The organism is Variovorax restrictus (genome assembly GCF_051216715.1).
Taxonomy (GTDB): Bacteria; Pseudomonadota; Gammaproteobacteria; order Burkholderiales; family Burkholderiaceae_C; genus Variovorax.
This window is the reverse complement of the sequence record NZ_JBPJZH010000004.1, coordinates 83263-102685: the sequence shown is the minus strand read 5'-3', so window position 1 is coordinate 102685 and position 19423 is coordinate 83263. Positions and strand designations below refer to the sequence as shown.

Sequence of the window (19423 nt, the reverse complement as noted above, 5' to 3'; positions counted from 1 at the left end):
TGCGTGCGAGAACAGGGTGATGCCCCGTCTGAACCCCGTTCGCAGCCAGGTCTTCCAGGACTACCAGGACATCCCGCGGCCCGTGTCGATGATCATCGTGGAGCACGATCCCGAGCCGTCGATGATCGTGCCGCGCCACTCGCACCCGCGTGCGCAGCTGGCCTATGCGGTCAAGGGCATGTTCACGCTGCACACCCAGGAAGGCGCCTGGCTGGTGCCGCCCAACCGTGCCGTCTGGGTGCCCGGCGGCATCGAGCACGAAATGCACGCACGCGGCCAGACCGTGTCGAACCGCTCGCTCTACATCCAGCCCGACGCCTCACCCGATCTGCCCGACGAATGCTGCGTGATCGAGGTGTCGCCGCTGATGCGCCAGCTCATCATCGAGGCCATCGACATCCCGCTGCTCTACGACGAGGCCGGCCGCGACGGCCGGGTGATGCGGCTCATCCTCGACGAGATCTGCGCCGCACCCAAGGTGCCGCTGCATGTGCCCATGCCCAACGACCCGCGGCTGCTGCGCATTTGCAAGGCGCTCTTGGCCGACCCGGGGCGCGATGGCGACCTGGAAGACTGGGCGCGCTTCGGGGCGCTGGGCCGCCGCACGCTCACGCGGCTGTTTCGCGACGAAACCGGCATCACCTTCACGATGTGGCGCCAGCAACTGCGCCTGATGGAGGCGTTGCGTCGCCTCTCGATGGGCACCGCCGTCACCACCGTGGCAATGGACCTGGGCTACGAAAGCCCCAGCGCCTTCACCGCGATGTTTCGCCGCGTGATGGGCAAGACGCCCAAGCATTACCTGGGCAGAAACGACATCGACGCGGAATGACCGGCTCGCCGGACCTTCGGTGGCATCAGGCCCGCTGGTTCACCCCGCACCAGCGCGCCATGAACACCGCCAGCACCGCGGTCGTCTGCATCAGGCTGTCGATCGACACCCACTCGTCGATGCCGTGGATGTTGGCGCCGCCCGAGGGGCCATAGCAGATGGCGGGCGTCTCGCCGTAGAGGTTGAAGAACTTCGCGTCCGTGGTGCCGGTGAAGGCGGTCGGCACCAGCGTCTGGCCGACCACGTCCTTGTGGCACTGCGAGATGGCCACGACGATGGGCGCGTCGTCCGGCACATGGCAGCCGTCGGCCTGGAAGCCTTCGTAGACGAGCTTGTAGCTCAGCGCCGCATGGGCAGGGTGGGCTTCGTAGGCGGCGGCCAGCACGGCTTCGACCTGCTGCTTGGCCTGCGCGACCTTCATGTCGGGGTAGAAGCCGATGCGCACGTCGGCGCGGCAGGCCGAGGGCACCGACGAGGCCCACTCACCGCCGCTGATCTTGCCGAGGTTGAAGTTCACCGGGTGGTTGTGGTGCGCGTAGCTGCGGTAGCGGGCGCTCGGCGCGTTCCATTTTTCTTCCAGCTTCTTCAGCTCGCCGAAGAGGTACATCGTGAAGTCGATGGCGCCCACGCCGGTCTGCGCGACCGAGGCGTGCACCGGCTTGCCCAAGACCTCGATGGCCAGCCACAGCACGCCCATCTGGCAGGTCATGACGCCGTTCTCGGCAATCGGCTCGGGGATGACGGCTGCATCGGCGCGGTAGCCTTCGACCAGGCAGGCGAGCGCGCCGTTGCCGGTGCATTCCTCTTCGATCACCGACTGGAAATACACCGGCGACGCGGGTTCGAGCCCCAGCGACTTCAACGCCTGGAAGGCCATCGTGTAGGCCACGATGCCCGCCTTCATGTCCGACGCACCGCGGCCGTACAGCCGGTCGCCGTCGACCTTGCCGGAGAAGGGCGAGTCGGTCCACAGCACCTCGGCGCCCGTGGGCACCACGTCGATGTGGCCGTTGAAGATCAGCGAGTTGCCCTTGAACGGGCCGCCCGGGCGGTGGATGCCGACCACGTTGGTGCGGCCTTCGTACGAGACGATGGAGGGCGAGTAGCCCGGGTGGGCCTTCAGCTTCTCCTCGTCGATCTGGAATTCGTCCACCTGCAGCCCGAGGCCGGCGAAGGCCTTCGCCATGAAGGTCTGGGCGCTCTGCTCGTGGCCGAGCAGCGACGGGTGCGTGACCAGTTCGCTCAGCATGGCGACGGCCTCGCCCCGCAGGGCATGGGCGGCGGCGGCGATGGCGGCTTCGTCCGCCACGAGGTCGGGGGTGGTTGGGTGCATGGGGACCATTCTTTCACCGCGTCGAAGGCGGCATTGTTCGAAACGGGCCGCGCACTGTCGCGAGTGCGCCGATGTCAGGCGACGACGACCCCCGTCGCACTCTCAGACCGGGAAGGTGCCCGGCAGCAAGATCCGCTTGTCGACGTTCCGGATGTCCGTGTGCCCGCAGAAGGCCATGGTCACGTCCAGTTCCTTGTGGATGAGCTGCAGCGCCTTGGTCACGCCGGCCTCGCCCATCGCGCCCAGGCCGTAGGCCATCGCCCGGCCGATCATCGTGCCGCGGGCGCCGAGCGCCCAGGCCTTGAGCACGTCCTGGCCGCTGCGGATGCCGCCGTCCATCCACACTTCGAGCTTGTCGCCGACCGCATCCACGATGGGCGGCAGCGCCTCGATGCTCGACGGGGCACCGTCGAGCTGGCGGCCGCCGTGGTTGCTCACGACGATGGCATCCGCGCCCACGTCGACCGCCAGCCGTGCGTCCTCTTCCACCATGATCCCCTTGAGGATCAGCTTGCCGCCCCATTGCTGCTTGACCCACGCGATGTCGGCCCACGACAGCGTCGGGTCGAACTGCTCGTTGGTCCAGGCCGAGAGCGAGTTCATGTCGCTCACGCCCTTCACGTGGCCCACCAGGTTGCCGAAGGTGCGGCGCTTGGTGCCCAGCATGCCCAGGCACCAGCCGGGCTTGGTGGCGAGGTTGATCATGTTGCGCAGCGTCGGGCGCGGCGGCGCGGTCAGGCCGTTCTTCAGGTCCTTGTGGCGCTGGCCGATCACCTGCAGGTCGAGCGTGAGCACCAGCGCGCTGCACTTGGCGACGCGGGCGCGCTCGATCATGCGGGCCATCGATTCGCGGTCGCGCATCATGTAGAGCTGGAACCAGAAGGGCGCGCTGGTGTTCGCCGCGATGTCCTCGATGGAGCAGATGCTCATGGTCGAGAGCGTGAACGGGATGCCGAACTTCTCGGCTGCGCGCGCCGCGTGGATCTCGCCGTCGGCGTGCTGCATGCCGGTCAGCCCCACCGGCGCGATCGCCACCGGCATCTTCGCCATCTGGCCGACCATCGGGGTGGCCAGCGTGCGGCCTTCCATGTTCACGGCCACGCGCTGGCGCAGCTTGATCTTCTTGAAGTCGTCGCTGTTCGCGCGGTAGGTGCTCTCGGTCCAGGAGCCCGAGTCGGCGTAGTCGTAGAACATGCGCGGCACGCGCTTCTCGGCGAGCACGCGCAGGTCCTCGATGGTCGTGATCACGGTCATTTGACGACCATCAGGGTGAAGGGCCAGACGTAGGCTTGCATGGTGACGTAGAGGCCGACCAGGCAGGCCAGCGCAATGGAGTGGAAGAACACGTAGCGGAGGATATCGCCTTCGTGGTTGAACCAGCGCGTGGCGGTGGACGCCACGACGATCGACTGCGCGTCGATCATCTTGCCCATCACGCCGCCCGAGCTGTTGGCCGCGCCCATCAGGTTGGGCGACAGGCCCAGTTGCTCGGCCGCCACCCGCTGCATGCCACCGAAGAGCACGTTCGACGCGGTGTCGGAGCCCGTGAGCGCCACGCCCAGCCAGCCCATCAGCGTGCCGAAGAAGGGGTAGAACACGCCGGTGTTGGCGAAGGCCAGGCCCAGCGTGGTGTCGGTGCCCGAGTAGCGGGTGAGCGTGCCCAGGGCCAGCATCAACACGATGGTCAGCAGCGAGTACTTCACCAGCCAGACCGTGTTGAAGAAGGTGCGCACGATGGCGACCGGGTTGTACTTCATGAGAAACGCGCTCACCACCGCCGACAGCAGGATCGCGGTGCCGGTGGCCGACAGGATGTTGAGCGTGTAGACGGCGCTTTCCTTCGTCGGCTGCGGCACCACCGGCGGCATCTTCTCGATCAGGTTGTGCAGCCCGCCCATCGGGAACGCGGGCGCGAACAGGCCGTTGAGCCAGGTCTTGACCACCGGCAGGCCCCAGATGAAGACGAAGACCGACAGGATGACCCAGGGCATCCAGGCGCGCATCAGGTCGGCACGGCTGTGCTGCGTGAGCGGCTGTGGCGGCTTGGCTTCGTGGGCGCTGATGTCCTTGCCGCGCAGCGACGCCGAGGTCCAGATGGTTCTGGGCTTCCACACGCGCAGGAAGGCGACCAGACAGGCCATCGAGACGATGGCCGCGATGATGTCCACCAGCTCCGGCCCGATGAAGTTCGACACCAGGTACTGCGGGATCGCGAAGGACAGACCCGCCACCAAAATGGCCGGCCAGATCTCCGCCATGCCCTTGCGGCCGGCGAAGGCCCAGATGAGCCAGAAGGGCACCAGCAGCGAGAAGAAGGGCAACTGGCGGCCGATCATCGCGGTGACCTCCATCAGGTCGTAGCCGTGCACCTTGGCCAGCGTGATCACCGGCGTGCCCAGCGCGCCGAAGGCCACCGGCGCGGTGTTGGCGATCAGCGAGAGCCCCGAAGCCGCCAGCGGCGAGAAGCCCAGGCCGATCAGGATGGCGGCCGTGACCGCCACCGGCGTGCCGAAACCGGCCGCACCCTCGAAGAAGGCGCCGAAGCAGAAGGCGATCAAGAGCAGTTGGATGCGCCGGTCTTCGGTGATGCCCGAGAGCGAATCCTGCAGTACCTTGAAGCTGCCGTTCTGCTCGGTCAGCTGGTGCAGGAAGATGATGTTCAGCACGATCCAGCCGATCGGCAGCAGGCCGGTGAAGCCGCCGAACAGCGCCGCGCGCCCGGCCATCTCCGCGGGCATGCCGTAGGCGAACACCGCCACGACGATCGCGGCGATCAGGCCCATGCCGGCGGCGATGTGCGCCTTGATGTGGAAGAAGCCGAGTGCGGCCAGCATCACGACCACCGGGATCGCCGCCAGCGCGGTCGAGATGATCATGTTGCCGAAGGGGTCGTAGATTTGTTGCCAGGGCATGTTGTTCTCCGTTTGTTGCCGATCAGTCCGGCTTGATGCCGGCCTTGACCACGATTTCTTTCCAGACCTTCTGCTGCGCGGCGATGAAGGCGCCGAACTGCTCGGGTGTGTCGCCCACGCCCTGCGCCGAGTCGTGCGCAAAGCGCTCGGTCACGGGACCGGTGCGCAGCGCCTTGAGACTTTCTTCCTGCAGGCGCTTGACCACCGGCGCGGGCGTGCCGGCCGGGGCCAGCAGGCCGTACCACTGGGAGGTCTCGAAGCCCTTGTAGCCGCTCTCGGCGATGGTCGGCACGTCGGGCAGGGCCCCGATGCGCTGGGCCGAACCGACCGCCAGCGCGCGCAGCTTGCCGCTCTTGATGAAGGCCGAGATGCTGGGCAGCCCGTTCATCGCCACCTGGGTGCGCCCGGCCAGCAGGTCGGTCATCTGCGGGCCGCTGCCGCGGTAGGGGATGTGCGTCATGAAGAAGCCGGCCGTGAGCTTGAGGTATTCCATGCTCAGGTGGCCCGAGCTGCCATTGCCGGCCGAGGAGTAGTTGAGCTTGGCCGGGTTCGCCTTGGCGTAGGCGATGAACTCCTTGAAGTTCCTCACCGGCACGTCGGGGTGGACCACCAGCACGTTGGGCACCTTGGCCAGCAGCGTGACGGGCACGAAGTCCTTGTTCACGTCGTAGGGCTGGTTCGTCAGCATGTAGGGGTTGACCGCCAGCGTGCCGACGTGGCCGAGGATCAGCGTGTAGCCGTCGGCGCCGGCCTTGGCCACGTCCTGCATCGCGATGGTGCCGGCCGCGCCGGGCTTGTTCTCGACGAAGACGCTCTGGCCGAGCAGCTTGGTGAGTTCGCCCGCCACCGAGCGCGCCACCACCTCGCTGGAGCCGCCCGGCGCGAAGGGCACGACCAGCCGGATCGATTTCTGCGGCCAGGCGCCCTGGGCATGCAGCGTGCCGGTCCCGCCGGCCGCCAGCAGCGCGATCGATTGACAGATTCGGCGACGCGACACGAGACCGCCGCTCGGCGGGTCGAATGGGACGGGCATGGACGCTCCTGTTGTGATGTTTGTCACCGCATTGTGGAAGCGTGGGCTCGTCGATGCTGTCGCCGCCGTCTTGGGGATTTCCCGTAGACGGGCACCGGCCGGCCCGGGCGGGGACAATGGCGGCCCTATGAAAAAGCAACGCATCGTGGTCGGCCTGAGCGGCGGGGTCGACTCCGCCGTCACCGCGCATCTGCTTCAGCAGCAGGGCCACGAGGTGGTCGGCATCTTCATGAAGAACTGGGAAGACGACGACGACAGCGAGTACTGCTCGTCGAACATCGACTTCGTCGACGCGGCCAGCGTGGCCGACGTGCTGGGCATCGAGATCGAGCATGTCAACTTCGCGGCCGACTACAAGGACCGGGTCTTCGCCGAGTTCCTGCGCGAATACCAGGCCGGCCGCACGCCGAACCCCGACGTGCTGTGCAACGCCGAGATCAAGTTCAAGGCCTTCCTCGACCACGCGATGCGACTGGGGGCCGAGAAGATCGCCACGGGGCACTATGCCCGCGTTCGCCTGAACGACGGCACGGGGCGCCACGAGCTGCTCAAGGGCCTCGACCCGGCCAAGGACCAGAGCTATTTCCTGCACCGCCTGAACCAGGCACAGCTGTCGAAGACGCTGTTCCCGGTCGGCGAGCTGCACAAGACCGAGGTGCGCCGCATCGCCGACGCCATCGGCCTGCCGAATGCCAAGAAGAAGGACTCGACCGGCATCTGCTTCATCGGCGAGCGGCCGTTTCGCGAGTTCCTCAACCGCTACATCTCCAAGGAACCCGGTCCGATCAAGGACGAGCGCGGCCGCACGCTGGGCGAGCACCAGGGCCTGAGCTTCTACACGCTGGGCCAGCGGCAGGGCCTGGGCATCGGCGGGGTGAAAGCGCGCGGCGCCCAGCGTGGGGCGGGCGACCATTCGCCCTGGTTCGTTGCGCGCAAGGACATGGCGGCCAACACGCTGTGGGTGGTGCAAGGCCACGACCATCCGTGGCTGCTGTCGCAGGCGCTGACGGCCGACGACGCGAGCTGGGTGGCGGGCGAGGCGCCGGTCGCCGGCGACTATGCCGCGAAGTCGCGCTATCGCCAGACCGATGCGGCATGCACGCTGACGGCGGATGCCGATGGCACGTTCGCGCTCGACTTCCCCGAAGCGCAATGGGCCGTCACGCCGGGCCAGTCGGCGGTGCTGTACGACGGCGAGGTGTGCCTGGGCGGCGGCGTGATCGCTTCTGCGACCGCCACCGCTGACTGAGGACCGCGCAGCCCGATCAGGGCCCCGGCGGCCCGTACACCGAAGCGTCGGTGTGGATCAGCGACAGCGGATGGCGCGCGCCGCCCAGGTAGTCCTCGATGCACTGCAGGAGCAGCGGGCTGCGGTGCCGATCCACGCTGGCGCGGATCTCGTCGGGCGTCATCCACAGCGTGCGCACGATGCCTTCGTCGAGCGCACGCCCCTGCACGAAATCGCCGAGCGTGCCCGCGAAGGCGAAGCGCAGGTAGGTGACGTCTTCTTCGCTGTCCCGCCGCTCGGCGCTCGTCGTCGGTGGCCGCTGGAAGCGCGCCATGTACACGCCGACCAGCGCGGTGGGGACGAAGTGGTGGGCGGTTTCTTCCAGCGCCTCGCGGGCGCAGCCTTCGGCCGGCGATTCCCCGGGGTCGAGATGGCCGGCCGGCGTGTTGAGCTTGAGGCCGTGCGCGGTGTGTTCCTCGACCAGCAGGAAGCGGCCGTCGCGTTCGATCACCGCCGCGACGGTGACGTGGGGCCGCCAGCGCAGGTTGGACATGGTGCCTGGGCCTCGGCTCAGCGCAGCACGTAGCCGCTGAAGCGCCAGACCCCGTCGCGGTCGAGACGGAAGCTGACCAGCTCGCGCACCAGCGTGGTCGGCTTGTTGGCGAAGCGCGTCTCGTACTCGACGCTGACGTACTGGCCGGCCAGCTCGGCATCCGCATCGTTCGCCACCTGCCGGTTGACGGAGACCCAGGTGCGCTGCTGCGCCGCGCCCAGTGGCTCGCGCGCCTTGGCGACCTGGCTGATGAAGTCGGCGCGCTTCACGCGCTTGCGCGCCCCGGCCGCGGCGCCGTCCCACAGCTCGCCAGTCTTGGCCTGGTCGACCATCTGGATCGCCTGCAGCCCGCCGCGCACCATGTCGCTGGGTTCCACGTCCTGCGCGGCGGCCAGGCCGAGCCATCCCGCCAGGCTGGCGGCCAAGAGAAGCTTCATCATCCGGATCATGTCGTTCATTCCTTGTGTTGGAGTGCGGCCTCGATATCGGCCGCGGAGGGTTGGGGGAGCACCAGGGTGACGGTGCAGCCGGCATCGGCTGCGCTGTCGATTTCGATCGTTCCGCCGTGCCGCTGCACGGCGGTGCGCACCAGCAACAGTCCCAGGCCCACGCCATGGACCTCCGGATGGCTTTCGCGATGCAGTCGGTGGAAGGGCTGGAACAGTTGCGACTGTAGTTCGGGGGGAATGCCCGGGCCGTGGTCCTTGACGGAGAGTGCCCACGCGCCGACGCGCGCCTCGACGGTGCAGGGCAGCGTGGCGCCGTGCGGCGAATACTTGAGGGCGTTGCTCAGCACGTTGGTCAGTGCGCGTGTCAGCAGGCTGCGGTCGGCCAGGCAGGGGGCTTCCTCGAGGGTGGTGATCAGCTGCAGCTCGACCTGCTTCTTGCGCGCCATCACCCAGGCGCTGTCCATGGCCTGCTGCATCAATGCCACCAGATCGAGCATCTCGGCGCGGAAAGGCTGCGCCTCGGCGCGTGCGAGATTGACGAAGCCGTCGGCCAGTTCGAGCCCGGTGCGGGCATGCCGCTCGACGCGGTCGAGCAGGGCTTGGCCGGCCAGCACGTCGGGCCGCGTGCGTGCCAGTTCGAGCGCGGTGAGGATCGACGCACTCGGCTCCCGAATGTCGTGCGAGATGAAGCGCAGCGCCTCGTCGCGCTGGCTCTGCGCGTTGCGCATCCGCGTGATGTCGACCAGCACGCTCATCCAGCCGGCGTGCTGGTTGCGCGCGTCGAAGAAGGGCACGCAGCGCAGCAACAGGATGCGGCGGTGGGCGTCTTCGCCCTCGCCGAGGATCGGCCCCAGCGATGGCGCCCGCAGCGCGCCGGGCAGCACCATCGGGCCACCGGTGGTGCGCCAGCGCAGGTCGGCCAGCAAGGTGTGTGCGTCCCGCCCGACGAGGTCTGGCGCCGGCGTGTGCCAGTGCCGGGCGGCGGCCAGGTTGGCGATGAAGACACGACCATTGCGGTCGAGCACGAGTGTGGCGTCGGCCATGTGGTCGATGCCGTCGCGCACGAAGCGATGCAGGTCGCGCATGCGCAGGCCGGCCGCCGAGGTCGCCGCCATCTGGCGGTCGAGGAAGTCGCCTGTGAGGTGAGGTGGCCGCGGCACCGGAAGGCCGTCGAGAGCTTCGTTGAGCTGTTCGGTGCCCCAGCGCAGGTAGCGCAGCGCCGCTGAAAGTCGCATGAGGCTCCACAGCGGATAGACCAGCGCCAATCCGAGGAAGCCCGCGGCCGGCGCGAACTGGATCCCGACCCAGGGCCGCGCGTTGTGCAGGCCGAGCTGAAGCGCGAGCATCGCGCCGATCAGTGCGACCACCGCGATGGGCCGCAGCCACAGCAGCCCCATCAGCGCGATGACCATCGGCGCCAGGTTGTAGACCAGGTCCTGCCAAGGGCGGGCGACCACCACGCGGCGGTCGCTCGTCAGGCCCTGCAGCACGCTGGCGAAGATCTCGACGCCAGGCATCAGGCCGGTGGGTTTGGGCGCCGAGGTGGCGTAGTTGTCGCCGAGGCCGGCGGCGGTCGAGCCGACCAGCACGTAGCGGTCGCGAAAGGTGCCGGCCGGCACGGTGCCGCGCAGCACGTCGATGTACGACACGGTGGGAAACGGCGGGGTGCCGTCGGTGAAGATCACGACCTCGTGGTTGCCGCGCAGCCAGGCACCGGGGCCGGGCGCAGGCGAGGTGTGCGGGTCGGGCGCCGTCGGCATTGCGAGGTTGCGCCCGTAGGCGTCGGCCGCCTGCTGCAGGGCCAGCGCGAAGTGCGGCCAGGCGCGGCCAGCCAGGCCTTCGCGCAGGTAGACGCTGCGCACGATGCCGTCTTCGTCGATCGACAGGTGGGCGTGCCCGATGGCCGACGCCGCGTCGGCCAGGACCGGCACCGGCAGCAGCTCGGCGTTGGCCTGCAGGCTGCGCGATTGCAGCGCCATCGGCAGCACCACGCAGCCCGCGTCGGCGATGCCGGCCGCCAGCACCGCGTCGTCGTGCGGATGCGCCTGATCGGGCTCGGTGAGCAGCAGGTCGAGGCCGATGCAGCGCGGATCGTCGGCGGCGATGCGGCGCAACAGCTCGGCGTGCAGCGCCCGCCGCCACGGCCAACGACCGATCGCCGCCATGCTCGCCTCGTCGATCGCCACGATCACGATGTCCTTCGACGGGGGCTGGCGCATCTCCGCGCGGGCGTTGTCCTGCAGCATGCGGTCGAAGCGCGGCATCGGCTGCTGCAGGGTCAACAGCGTGACCAGCGTGACCAGGCCGGTCGCCAGCAGCAGCCAGGGCAGGCGGTTGAGCAGCAACCGGCGCAGGCGCGTGCGCCGGCCCGCGGGTCGCGGCGCCTTGGGTGGAGGCGGGCGGTCGGCGGGCATGGCGATGCTCAGGGGCGGCTGACGGGCAGGCCGTCGCTCGCGCCGAGCGTGCCGCCGTCGAGCGTGCGCACCACCGGCCCGACGTGAACGCGACGGGCTGGCGAGAACGGCCCGACCAGCCCCGAGGCATCGCGGGCCTGCAAGCGCACGTTGTAGCTGCCGCGCGGGACATCGCGCAGGGTCCAGCTCGGCGTGTCGAGTTCCACGTCGAGCAGTGGCGCGGTGAATTCGGCGTCACGCGCCAACTGGGCGCGGAACGTCTGCCCTGCTTCGGCCTGCCAGCGCAGGGTGGGGCTCTCGCTGCTGTCGTCGAATTCGATGCCCAGCACGTTCGGCGTGGCGATCACGGAGAACGCCTGCGGTGCCGCGAAAGGGCCGCGCCGCAGCGCGCCGTTCGCGTCTTTCACGACGGAGGCTGTGCGCCAGCCGTAGTCGCCCGGCGCCAGTGCGGCGACGCCGAAGCGGCACGGACCCTGGCGCACCTCGTCGATCACCGGCCGGGTGAAATCGGACTTCGGTGCGACCTGCAGATGCACGCCATCGGTGCCCGCCACGTCGGAACAGACGAGCTGACCGAGGTCGCTGGTGATGCGGCCGCCCGGCGCAGGGGCCTGATAGAGCGGCGGGACCGGGCGGGCATGGACGCGGATGGCGTGGCGCGATTCGGCGCCCGCGAGGCCGTCGGCATCGACCGCGCGCACGCCGAGCAGGTAGTCGCCGTCGTCGAGCGCCGGAAACTGCACGCGCTCGCTCGGGAACAGGCCGTTGCGCGCCACCGCTTGCATGCCCGCGTCGCGCGCGATGCGCACCTCGTAGCCGGCAACGGTCGGCGGCGGCGTCGGCAGGTGGAGGATGAAGAGCGCGGCGTCTTCGTAGGTCGAGGGCAGGGTCGACAGGTCGGGTGCGTCCGGCAGCGACGGCCGCTTGTCCAGCTGGCCGTCGGTGGCGACCACCGCCCCTTGCCCGGCCCGGACATCGGCACTGCGCGCCCCACGGCGCGGGGGCTTGCGCGGTTGCACCTTCACGAGGCCTTCGGCCACCGATGTGGAAACGCGGCCATCCGACGCCACCGTGACGTCGAAGCGCGTGCCGCGCACGCTGGCGACGGCGCCCGGGGCATGGATTTCGAAGCGCCGCCCCTTCTGCTGCGGGGCGACATCGGACTCGACCTTGCCGCGGCGAACGTCGATCACCGATTCGTAGGGGCCGGTCGCCCGCTTGCTGCGCAGCCGCTTGAGCTCCACGTCCGACTCCGCCAGCACTCGCACGACCGAGCCGTCGGCCAGCCGCAACCGCAGATAGCCATCCTTGGGCACCTGGATGCGCATGCCTTCGGTGATCGCATCGCCTGCGGCCAGCGGAGCGCTCGCATCGTCGGCGGGCGTTGCGCCAGGACCCGTGCTGCCCGACGTGGTGCCCAGTGGCAGGCCTTCGACGAATTCGACCCTGGCCGTCGCGAGGCCGGCGGGCCGCAGCATCCGGCGCGGCACGCGGATCACGGTGCCGGGCACCAGGGTCTGCGGATCGGCGATCTTGTTCAGCGTCTGCAGCTCACGCCACTGCGAAGGAGCGCGAAGGTAGCGTTCGCCCAGGCCCTGCAGCGTGTCGCCGGCCACGACGCGGTGTTGCAGGTCGCTCTTGGGCGGTGCGGCCTGCACGCTGGTGGGCACCAGGGCACCGAACCACAACACGGCCGTCAGCAACGCCGCCGGCCCAGCCGGCCCATGCCGGCGAAACACCCGCGCGGGCTTCATGCGCGCTCGTCGTAGGGCTCGCGTGCGCCGGAAAGGTCGGTGCCGTCGATGGCTTCGAGCCGATAGCCCAGGCCATAGATCGCCGACAGCAGAAAGCCGTTGGAAGGTCGAAGGTCGAGTTTCGTGCGAAGGCGCGAAATGTGGGTGTCGAGCGAGCGCGACGGATTCTCCGCGCCGAGCCCCCAGACCGCTTCACGCAGATGCTCGCGGGACAGCAGGCGCCCCAGGTTCTGGAACAAAAACAGGGCCAGTTCGTACTCCCGATGCTTGAGTTCGGCGGGTTCCCCCTTGAACGTGAGCATGCGCGACTGCGGGAAAAAGTGATACGGGCCGAAGGCGAGTTCGGGTTCATGCTGTGCGGGGTACGCCCGCCGCAACAACGCCTTGACCCGGGCCTCGAGTTCCGGAACCCGGATGGGCTTGACCATGAAGTCGTCGGCTCCGACGCTCAGCCCCTCGACCATGTCGGCCTCTTCGCGCCGGTTGGTCACGAACAGGATGGGAAGGCGGCTGTTGAGGTCTTCCCGGATCCATTTGACGACGCCGGGGCCTTGCACGTCGGGCAGGGTCCAATCGAGGATGAGCAGATCGTAGGTCTGCTGGCGAAGCTCGCGCAGCAGGGATCGACCGTCGGAAAAGCCATGGCATTCATGGCCGATGCTCTCCATCGTCGACTGAATCAGGTCGAGCTGACCCGATTCGTCGTCCAGTGCAGCTATGCGCATTTTTTATCACTCCCTTGATCGACGTCACGAGTCTAGGCGCTCGATACCGTCTGACACCATTGTGGCAAGGATTGCAACTGTCAACTAGTGTTCGGAACCGAATCTCAATGGTCAACAAGAGTCATTAAGTGCCAAATTTGCGCTTTTGCCGCTCCGGCGTTTCCGAGGCCGCCGACGGCCTGCTTAAAGTGCGCCGTCACCGGCGAGTGCCGGATCCGGGAGAGACGCGTTGAAGGTTTTGTTTTCCATGTCCGGCCGCTGCCGTGCTGTGGCGGCTGTTCTGACGGCCGCTGCGTTGTCGACCGGTTGTGCGACGCACGTGAGCGAGGGCCTGACCGACGATGGCGAAGTGCGCCGCGTCGTGTTTCCGCCTTTGGCGAGCGCCACGCGGCCGGAGGGCGCCTTTCCCGATCGCGAGGTGTTGTACGAGATCGAGCCGGGCGTGCGCAAGTCGCACCTTCTGCATTGGTTCGGGCCGCCACATTTCGGCGAGGGCATCGCGGGCGTCCGCGAATGGGACTACATCCTGCATTTCTACAGTGGCGGTGGCATCACGACCTGCCGCTACAAGGTGCTCTTCGACACCGCCTACGTCGCGCGTCGGTTTCACTGGCAGCCCGACGAGTGTGGGCGGTGGCTGTCGCCGTCCATGGCGCGTCGCACAGAGAGGTGACCTCACGCTGAAAGCCCGGCGGATCGCGTTGTCGCGTGCGGGAATCCGCGACCGGGCGGGGAAAGTTCTTCGGGTAAGCTGCGCCACGAAAAACAATGCAGCCCGCAGCTGCCCCGAGGAGATTCACCATGTTGATTGGCGTTCCGGCCGAGACAGCGGCTGGCGAGACCCGAGTGAGCGTGACGCCCGACACGGCGAAGAAGCTGGTGGCGCAGGGGCACGCGGTGGTGGTGCAGTCGGGGGCCGGGCTCGCCGCCAGCGTCACCGACGCGGCATATGAAGCCGCTGGCGCACAGATCGTGGATGCCGCAGCGGCCTTCGGTGCCGACATCGTCTTGAAGGTGCGCGTGCCGTCGGACGCCGAAGCGCCGCTTCTCAAGCCCGGCGCCGTCGTCGTCGGCATGCTCAATCCCTTCGATGCCACCGGCCTGCAGCGGCTCGCTGCGGCCAGCGTCACGTCCTTCGCCCTCGAGGCCGCGCCGCGCACCACGCGCGCGCAGAGCATGGACGTGCTCTCGTCCCAGGCCAACATCGCCGGCTACAAGGCCGTGATGATCGCGGCCAACGCCTACCAGCGCTTCTTCCCGATGCTCATGACGGCGGCCGGCACGGTGAAGGCGGCGCGCGTCGTCATCCTCGGCGTCGGCGTGGCCGGCCTGCAGGCCATCGCGACCGCCAAGCGCCTGGGCGCGGTGATCGAGGCGAGCGACGTGCGGCCCAGCGTCAAGGAACAGGTCGAGTCGCTCGGCGGCAAGTTCATCGAGGTGTCCTACGACACCGACGAAGAGAAGGAAGCGGCCGTGGGCGTGGGCGGTTACGCCAAGCCGATGCCGGCCAGTTGGCTGGCGCGGCAGCAGGCCGAGGTCGCCAAGCGCGTGGCGCAGGCCGACGTGGTCATCAGCACGGCGTTGATCCCCGGCCGCGCGGCGCCCACGCTCATCACCGAAGAGATGGTCAAGTCCATGAAGCCGGGCTCGGTGATCGTGGACATCGCCGCGGGCAAGGGCGCGGGTGGCGTGGGCGGCAACTGTCCGCTGACCGAGACCGACCGCACGGTGGTCAAGCATGGCGTCACGCTCGTGGGCGAGACCAACCTGCCCGCGCTGGTGGCGGCCGATGCGTCGTCGCTCTATGCGCGCAACGTGCTCGATTTCCTCAAGCTCATCCTGCCGAAGGACGGCGGCCTGACGATCGACCTGGAAGACGACATCGTGGCTGCGTGCCGGGTCACGCAGGACGGCCAGGTCACACGCAAGTAGAAGAACAAAGGAGCCAAGCCATGGACACCGCCGTCTCGCACACCGTCATCAACCTGATCATCTTCGTGCTGGCCATCTACGTGGGCTACCACGTGGTGTGGACCGTCACACCCGCTCTGCACACGCCGCTGATGGCGGTGACGAACGCGATCTCGGCGATCGTCATCGTCGGCGCGATGCTGGCCGCAGCGCTCACCGAGACCACGCTGGGCAAGACCATGGGCGTGCTGGCCGTGGCGCTGGCGGCGGTCAACGTGTTCGGCGGCTTTCTCGTCACGCGGCGCATGCTGGAGATGTTCAAGAAGAAAGAGAAGAAGGCGCCCGCGCCCACCAAGGGAGACGTGGCATGAGCATGAATGTCGTCACGCTGCTGTACCTGGTGGCGTCGGTCTTTTTCATCCAGGCGCTCAAGGGCCTGAGCCACCCGACCACGTCGATCCGGGGCAACGTCTTCGGCATGGCCGGCATGACGATCGCCGTGCTGACGACGGCGGCGCTCATCGTGCAGCTCTCCGGCGGCAAGGCGCTCGGCATGGGCTGGGTGCTGCTGGGCCTGCTGGTCGGCGGCACGGCCGGCAGCATTGCCGCGCAACGCGTCGAGATGACCAAGATGCCCGAGCTGGTCGCCTTCATGCACAGCATGATCGGCCTGGCGGCGGTGTTCATCGCGGTAGCGGCGGTGGCCGAGCCCTGGGCCTTCGGCATCTCGGCGCACGGCGCGCCGATCCCGGGCGGCAACCGCATCGAGCTGGCGCTCGGCGCGTTCATCGGCGCGGTCACTTTCACCGGCTCGATCATCGCGTTCGGCAAGCTCTCGGGCAAATACAAGTTCCGCCTGTTCCAGGGCGCGCCGGTTCAGTTCAAGGGCCAGCACATGCTCAATGCCGTGCTCGGCCTGGCGGCGGCCTTCTTCGTGTTCGGCTTCTGGCATTCGCAGAGCTGGATCGACATCGTGCTGGTCATCGCGCTCGGCTTCGCGCTCGGCGTGCTGCTGATCATCCCGATCGGCGGTGCCGACATGCCGGTGGTGGTGTCGATGCTCAACAGCTACTCAGGCTGGGCGGCGGCGGGCATCGGCTTCTCGCTGAACAACGCGATGCTGATCATCGCGGGCTCGCTGGTCGGCAGCTCGGGCGCGATCCTGAGCTACATCATGTGCAAGGCGATGAACCGCTCGTTCTTCAACGTGATCCTGGGCGGCTTCGGGGGCGATGCGACCGCGGCGGCCACAGGTGGCGCAGTGCAGCGCAGCGTGAAGAGCGGCAGCGCCGACGACGCGGCCTTCGTGCTGAGCAACGCCGAGACGGTGGTCATCGTGCCGGGCTACGGCCTGGCGGTGGCGCGTGCGCAGCATGCCGTGAAGGAACTCGCGGCGAAGCTCACCGAAAAGGGCATCACGGTCAAGTACGCGATCCACCCGGTGGCCGGCCGCATGCCGGGCCACATGAACGTGCTGCTGGCCGAGGCCGAGGTGCCCTACGACCAGGTCTTCGAGATGGAGGACATCAACGGCGAGTTCGGGCAGGCCGACGTGGCGATCATCCTGGGCGCCAACGACGTGGTGAACCCGGCCGCGCACACCAAGGGCAGCCCGATCTACGGCATGCCCATCCTGGAGGCCTACAAGGCCAAGACCGTCATCGTGAACAAGCGCTCCATGGCCGCGGGCTACGCCGGCCTGGACAACGAACTCTTCTACATGGACAAGACCATGATGGTCTTCGGCGACGCCAAGAAGGTGGTCGAGGACATGGGCAAGGCCATCGAGTAGAAGTGTCCCGCGCGCTGAAGCGCGGCCTCGTGCGCGACGGTGTCGCGCCCCCCTTTTTTTCCGACATGGAGACAAGACCATGACCGATCGCCCCTGGCTCGGCAGCTACCCGCCGGGTGTCCCGGCCGACATCGATCCCTCGCAGTACAGCTCGCTGGTCGGGCTGATGGACGAGAGCTTCTCGAAGTACGCCGACCGCACCGCCTACAGCTTCATGGGCAAGGACGTGAGCTACGCCAGCGTCGACCGCCACAGCCGGGCCTTCGCGGGCTATCTGCAGGGCCTGGGGCTGGTCAAGGGCGACCGGGTCGCGGTGATGATGCCCAACTGCCCGCAGTACCCGATCGCGGTGGCGGGCATCCTTCGGGCCGGGCTGATCCTGGTCAACGTCAACCCGCTCTACACGCCGCGGGAGCTCGAACACCAGCTGCAGGACAGCGGCGCGAAGACCATCGTCATCATGGAAAACTTCGCCGCCACACTGCAGCATTGCCTGGCATCGACGCCGGTCAAGCACATCGTGCTCGGCGCGATGGGCGACCGCTTGGGCTTGCTGAAAGGCAGCATCGTCAACTATGTGGTGCGCAGCGTCAAAAAGCTGGTGCCGGCCTATGCATTGCCGCAGGCGGTGCGCTTCAACGCGGCGCTGGGCGAAGGCGCGGCGCGTGGGGTGAAGACGCCGACCATCGGTCCCGACGACGTGGCGGTGCTGCAATACACCGGCGGCACCACTGGGGTGTCGAAGGGCGCGGTGCTGCTGCACCGCAACGTGATCGCCAACGTGCTGCAGTCCGAAGCCTGGAACGAGCCGGTGATGCAAAAGGTGCCGGCCGGTGAACAGCCGACCAGCGTCTGCGCGCTGCCGCTGTATCACATCTTCGCCTTCACGGTGAACATGATGCTGGGCCTGCGCACCGGCGGGAAGGTGATCCTCATCCCCAATCCGCGCGACATGGCGGCCACGCTGAAGGAGCTGTCGAAGCACACCTTCCACAGCTTCCCGGCGGTCAACACGCTCTTCAACGGCATCGCCAACCATCCCGATTTCGGCACCGTCGACTGGAAGAACCTGAAGGTCTCGGTGGGCGGCGGCATGGCGGTGCAGGCGGCCGTGGCCAAGCTCTGGCTCGAGAAGACCGGTTGCCCGATCTGCGAAGGCTATGGGCTGTCCGAAACCTCGCCGTCCGTGAGCTGCAACCCGACCACCAGCAAGGCCTACACCGGTACCATCGGCGTGCCGCTGCCGAGCACCTTCATGACGCTGCTCGACGACGCCGGTGAGCCGGTCGTGCTCGGCCAGCCCGGCGAGATCGCGATCAAGGGCCCGCAGGTGATGGCGGGCTACTGGCAGCGCCCCGACGAGACCGCGAAGGTCATGACGCCGGACGGCTGGTTCAAGACGGGCGACATCGGCGTGGTCGACGAGCGCGGCTTCTTCAAGATCGTCGACCGCAAGAAGGACATGATCCTGGTGTCGGGCTTCAACGTGTACCCGAACGAGATCGAGGACGTGGCGTCCATGATGCCGGGCGTGCTCGAATGCGCCGCGGTCGGCGTGGCCGACGACAAGACCGGCGAAGCCGTCAAGCTGGTCATTGTCAAGAAGGACCCGGCCCTGACCGAAGAACAGGTGCGCGACTTCTGCCGCGAGAACCTCACCGGCTACAAGCGGCCGAAGGTGATCGAGTTCCGCACCGACATGCCGAAGACGCCGGTGGGCAAGATCCTGCGGCGCGAACTGCGCGACGCGAAGAAGTGAGCGCCGTGGTGCGCGCCGCCGCACCCATCGCCATCGTCTCGGCCATGCACGAGGAGTTGGCGGCGGTGCTCGAGCTCATGCCCGACGAGCGCAAGGTCGTGGTGGCGGGACGCGAGTTCTGGCAGGGACATCTGCACGGCCATGATGTCGTCGCGGTGCTCGCGCGCATCGGCAAGGTGGCCGCGGCCACGACGGCTGCCGTGCTGGCTGAACGCTTCGGGGTGGGCCGCGTCGTCTTCACGGGCGTGGCCGGCGGGCTGGGCGCCGGCGTGCAGGTGGGCGACGTGGTCGTGGCCAACGCCATCTTGCAGCACGACATGGACGCCTCGCCGATCTTTCCGCGCCACGAGGTGCCGCTCTACGGCCTCAGCCGCTTCGTGGCCGACGCGGATCTGGCCGCGGCACTGTGCGAGGCGGCCCGCACGGCGTTGCCGCAGGCGCGGGTGCATCAGGGGCTGGTCGTCAGCGGCGACCGCTTCGTGTCCACCACGGCCGAGGCCCGCATGCTGCAGGCCGAGTTGCCGGACGCCCTCGCGGTGGAAATGGAAGGCGCGGCCTTCGCGCAGGTGTGCCACGATTTCGGCCTGCCCTTCGCGGCCGTGCGCACCATCTCCGACCGCGCCGACGACACCGCGCATGGCGACTTCCTGCAGTTCATCCGCACGGTCGCCAGCCCGCATTCGGCCGCGATCGTCGAGACGCTGCTGCGCAGTCTGCCCAAGGGCTGA

The 19423-nt window shown here is 68.2% G+C and carries 17 protein-coding genes; 8 read left to right on the top strand and 9 right to left on the bottom strand.

What is annotated here, in order from left to right:
• The first annotated feature begins 19 nt into the window (after positions 1-19).
• The gene (locus ACSFA0_RS21425) at positions 20-832 is read left to right on the top strand and encodes an AraC family transcriptional regulator (protein WP_435452309.1); all 813 of its coding nucleotides are present in this window, start codon (positions 20-22) and stop codon (positions 830-832) included.
• A gap of 25 nt (positions 833-857) precedes the next feature.
• Here ACSFA0_RS21425 and ACSFA0_RS21420 read toward each other — a convergent pair whose 3' ends face one another.
• From ACSFA0_RS21420 to ACSFA0_RS21405, 4 genes are all read right to left on the bottom strand, one after another.
• The gene (locus ACSFA0_RS21420) at positions 858-2165 is read right to left on the bottom strand and encodes an ArgE/DapE family deacylase (protein ID WP_435452308.1); all 1308 of its coding nucleotides are present in this window, start codon (positions 2163-2165) and stop codon (positions 858-860) included.
• A 102-nt stretch (positions 2166-2267) separates the two neighbouring features.
• The gene (locus tag ACSFA0_RS21415) at positions 2268-3419 is read right to left on the bottom strand and encodes an alpha-hydroxy acid oxidase (protein WP_435452307.1); all 1152 of its coding nucleotides are present in this window, start codon (positions 3417-3419) and stop codon (positions 2268-2270) included.
• The gene (locus ACSFA0_RS21410; protein ID WP_435452306.1) at positions 3416-5077 is read right to left on the bottom strand and encodes an L-lactate permease; all 1662 of its coding nucleotides are present in this window, start codon (positions 5075-5077) and stop codon (positions 3416-3418) included. Before ACSFA0_RS21410 ends, ACSFA0_RS21415 begins: the two co-directional genes overlap by 4 nt.
• 22 nt (positions 5078-5099) lie before the next feature.
• Positions 5100-6110 carry a Bug family tripartite tricarboxylate transporter substrate binding protein gene (locus tag ACSFA0_RS21405; protein ID WP_435452305.1) on the bottom strand — a complete coding sequence of 337 codons (1011 nt, stop codon included), beginning with the start codon at positions 6108-6110 and terminating at the stop codon, positions 5100-5102.
• A 127-nt stretch (positions 6111-6237) separates the two neighbouring features.
• Between ACSFA0_RS21405 and mnmA the strand changes: the two genes are divergently transcribed.
• Positions 6238-7359, top strand: coding sequence for a tRNA 2-thiouridine(34) synthase MnmA (gene mnmA / locus ACSFA0_RS21400; RefSeq protein WP_435452304.1), 1122 nt, complete (start codon positions 6238-6240; stop codon positions 7357-7359).
• A gap of 16 nt (positions 7360-7375) precedes the next feature.
• On the opposite strand, the gene ACSFA0_RS21395 is transcribed toward mnmA, so the two are convergent.
• Genes ACSFA0_RS21395 through ACSFA0_RS21375 form a run of 5 tightly spaced genes read right to left on the bottom strand, consistent with a single transcriptional unit; the run spans position 7376 to position 13233 of the window.
• Positions 7376-7891: an NUDIX hydrolase gene (locus tag ACSFA0_RS21395; protein ID WP_435452303.1), complete on the bottom strand. Its 516-nt coding sequence runs from the start codon at positions 7889-7891 to the stop codon at positions 7376-7378.
• A 17-nt stretch (positions 7892-7908) separates the two neighbouring features.
• A complete protein-coding gene (locus ACSFA0_RS21390) occupies positions 7909-8328 on the bottom strand; it encodes a DUF4019 domain-containing protein (RefSeq protein ID WP_435452302.1) in 420 nt (139 codons plus the stop codon).
• A gap of 17 nt (positions 8329-8345) precedes the next feature.
• Positions 8346-10754 carry a CHASE2 domain-containing protein gene (locus ACSFA0_RS21385; RefSeq protein ID WP_435452301.1) on the bottom strand — a complete coding sequence of 803 codons (2409 nt, stop codon included), beginning with the start codon at positions 10752-10754 and terminating at the stop codon, positions 8346-8348.
• An 8-nt stretch (positions 10755-10762) separates the two neighbouring features.
• Positions 10763-12508, bottom strand: a complete 1746-nt coding sequence (locus ACSFA0_RS21380; protein WP_435452300.1) for a FecR family protein — start codon at positions 12506-12508, stop codon at positions 10763-10765.
• The gene (locus ACSFA0_RS21375; RefSeq protein ID WP_435452299.1) at positions 12505-13233 is read right to left on the bottom strand and encodes a response regulator transcription factor; all 729 of its coding nucleotides are present in this window, start codon (positions 13231-13233) and stop codon (positions 12505-12507) included. Before ACSFA0_RS21375 ends, ACSFA0_RS21380 begins: the two co-directional genes overlap by 4 nt.
• 247 nt (positions 13234-13480) lie before the next feature.
• Between ACSFA0_RS21375 and bamE the strand changes: the two genes are divergently transcribed.
• The 6 genes from bamE (at position 13481) to ACSFA0_RS21345 (ending at position 19423) form a co-directional block, all read left to right on the top strand.
• The gene (bamE, locus tag ACSFA0_RS21370) at positions 13481-13906 is read left to right on the top strand and encodes an outer membrane protein assembly factor BamE domain-containing protein (RefSeq protein WP_435452298.1); all 426 of its coding nucleotides are present in this window, start codon (positions 13481-13483) and stop codon (positions 13904-13906) included.
• 128 nt (positions 13907-14034) lie between these two features.
• A complete protein-coding gene (locus ACSFA0_RS21365; RefSeq protein ID WP_435452297.1) occupies positions 14035-15165 on the top strand; it encodes a Re/Si-specific NAD(P)(+) transhydrogenase subunit alpha in 1131 nt (376 codons plus the stop codon).
• 20 nt (positions 15166-15185) lie between these two features.
• On the top strand, positions 15186-15515 hold the full coding sequence (locus ACSFA0_RS21360) for an NAD(P) transhydrogenase subunit alpha part 2 (RefSeq protein ID WP_435452296.1): 330 nt from the start codon (positions 15186-15188) through the stop codon (positions 15513-15515).
• The gene (locus tag ACSFA0_RS21355) at positions 15512-16936 is read left to right on the top strand and encodes an NAD(P)(+) transhydrogenase (Re/Si-specific) subunit beta (protein ID WP_435452295.1); all 1425 of its coding nucleotides are present in this window, start codon (positions 15512-15514) and stop codon (positions 16934-16936) included. The genes ACSFA0_RS21360 and ACSFA0_RS21355 overlap by 4 nt, the downstream gene beginning before the upstream one ends.
• Positions 16937-17015: 79 nt before the next feature.
• Positions 17016-18695, top strand: coding sequence for a long-chain-fatty-acid--CoA ligase (locus ACSFA0_RS21350; RefSeq protein WP_435452294.1), 1680 nt, complete (start codon positions 17016-17018; stop codon positions 18693-18695).
• Positions 18692-19423, top strand: coding sequence for a 5'-methylthioadenosine/adenosylhomocysteine nucleosidase (locus tag ACSFA0_RS21345; protein WP_475539784.1), 732 nt, complete (start codon positions 18692-18694; stop codon positions 19421-19423). The genes ACSFA0_RS21350 and ACSFA0_RS21345 overlap by 4 nt, the downstream gene beginning before the upstream one ends.

Bases quoted from the DNA above. Each gene is read 5' to 3' on its own strand.
- ACSFA0_RS21380 (WP_435452300.1), bottom strand. From the start codon at position 12,508: ATGAAGCCCGCGCGGGTGTTTCGCCGGCATGGGCCGGCTGGGCCGGCG.
- ACSFA0_RS21425 (WP_435452309.1), top strand. From the start codon at position 20: ATGCCCCGTCTGAACCCCGTTCGCAGCCAGGTCTTCCAGGACTACCAG.
- ACSFA0_RS21395 (WP_435452303.1), bottom strand. From the start codon at position 7,891: ATGTCCAACCTGCGCTGGCGGCCCCACGTCACCGTCGCGGCGGTGATC.
- ACSFA0_RS21405 (WP_435452305.1), bottom strand. From the start codon at position 6,110: ATGCCCGTCCCATTCGACCCGCCGAGCGGCGGTCTCGTGTCGCGTCGC.
- ACSFA0_RS21390 (WP_435452302.1), bottom strand. From the start codon at position 8,328: ATGAAGCTTCTCTTGGCCGCCAGCCTGGCGGGATGGCTCGGCCTGGCC.
- ACSFA0_RS21375 (WP_435452299.1), bottom strand. From the start codon at position 13,233: ATGCGCATAGCTGCACTGGACGACGAATCGGGTCAGCTCGACCTGATT.
- ACSFA0_RS21420 (WP_435452308.1), bottom strand. From the start codon at position 2,165: ATGCACCCAACCACCCCCGACCTCGTGGCGGACGAAGCCGCCATCGCC.
- ACSFA0_RS21350 (WP_435452294.1), top strand. From the start codon at position 17,016: ATGACCGATCGCCCCTGGCTCGGCAGCTACCCGCCGGGTGTCCCGGCC.
- ACSFA0_RS21365 (WP_435452297.1), top strand. From the start codon at position 14,035: ATGTTGATTGGCGTTCCGGCCGAGACAGCGGCTGGCGAGACCCGAGTG.
- ACSFA0_RS21385 (WP_435452301.1), bottom strand. From the start codon at position 10,754: ATGCCCGCCGACCGCCCGCCTCCACCCAAGGCGCCGCGACCCGCGGGC.
- ACSFA0_RS21360 (WP_435452296.1), top strand. From the start codon at position 15,186: ATGGACACCGCCGTCTCGCACACCGTCATCAACCTGATCATCTTCGTG.
- ACSFA0_RS21355 (WP_435452295.1), top strand. From the start codon at position 15,512: ATGAGCATGAATGTCGTCACGCTGCTGTACCTGGTGGCGTCGGTCTTT.
- ACSFA0_RS21410 (WP_435452306.1), bottom strand. From the start codon at position 5,077: ATGCCCTGGCAACAAATCTACGACCCCTTCGGCAACATGATCATCTCG.
- ACSFA0_RS21415 (WP_435452307.1), bottom strand. From the start codon at position 3,419: ATGACCGTGATCACGACCATCGAGGACCTGCGCGTGCTCGCCGAGAAG.
- bamE (WP_435452298.1), top strand. From the start codon at position 13,481: ATGTCCGGCCGCTGCCGTGCTGTGGCGGCTGTTCTGACGGCCGCTGCG.
- mnmA (WP_435452304.1), top strand. From the start codon at position 6,238: ATGAAAAAGCAACGCATCGTGGTCGGCCTGAGCGGCGGGGTCGACTCC.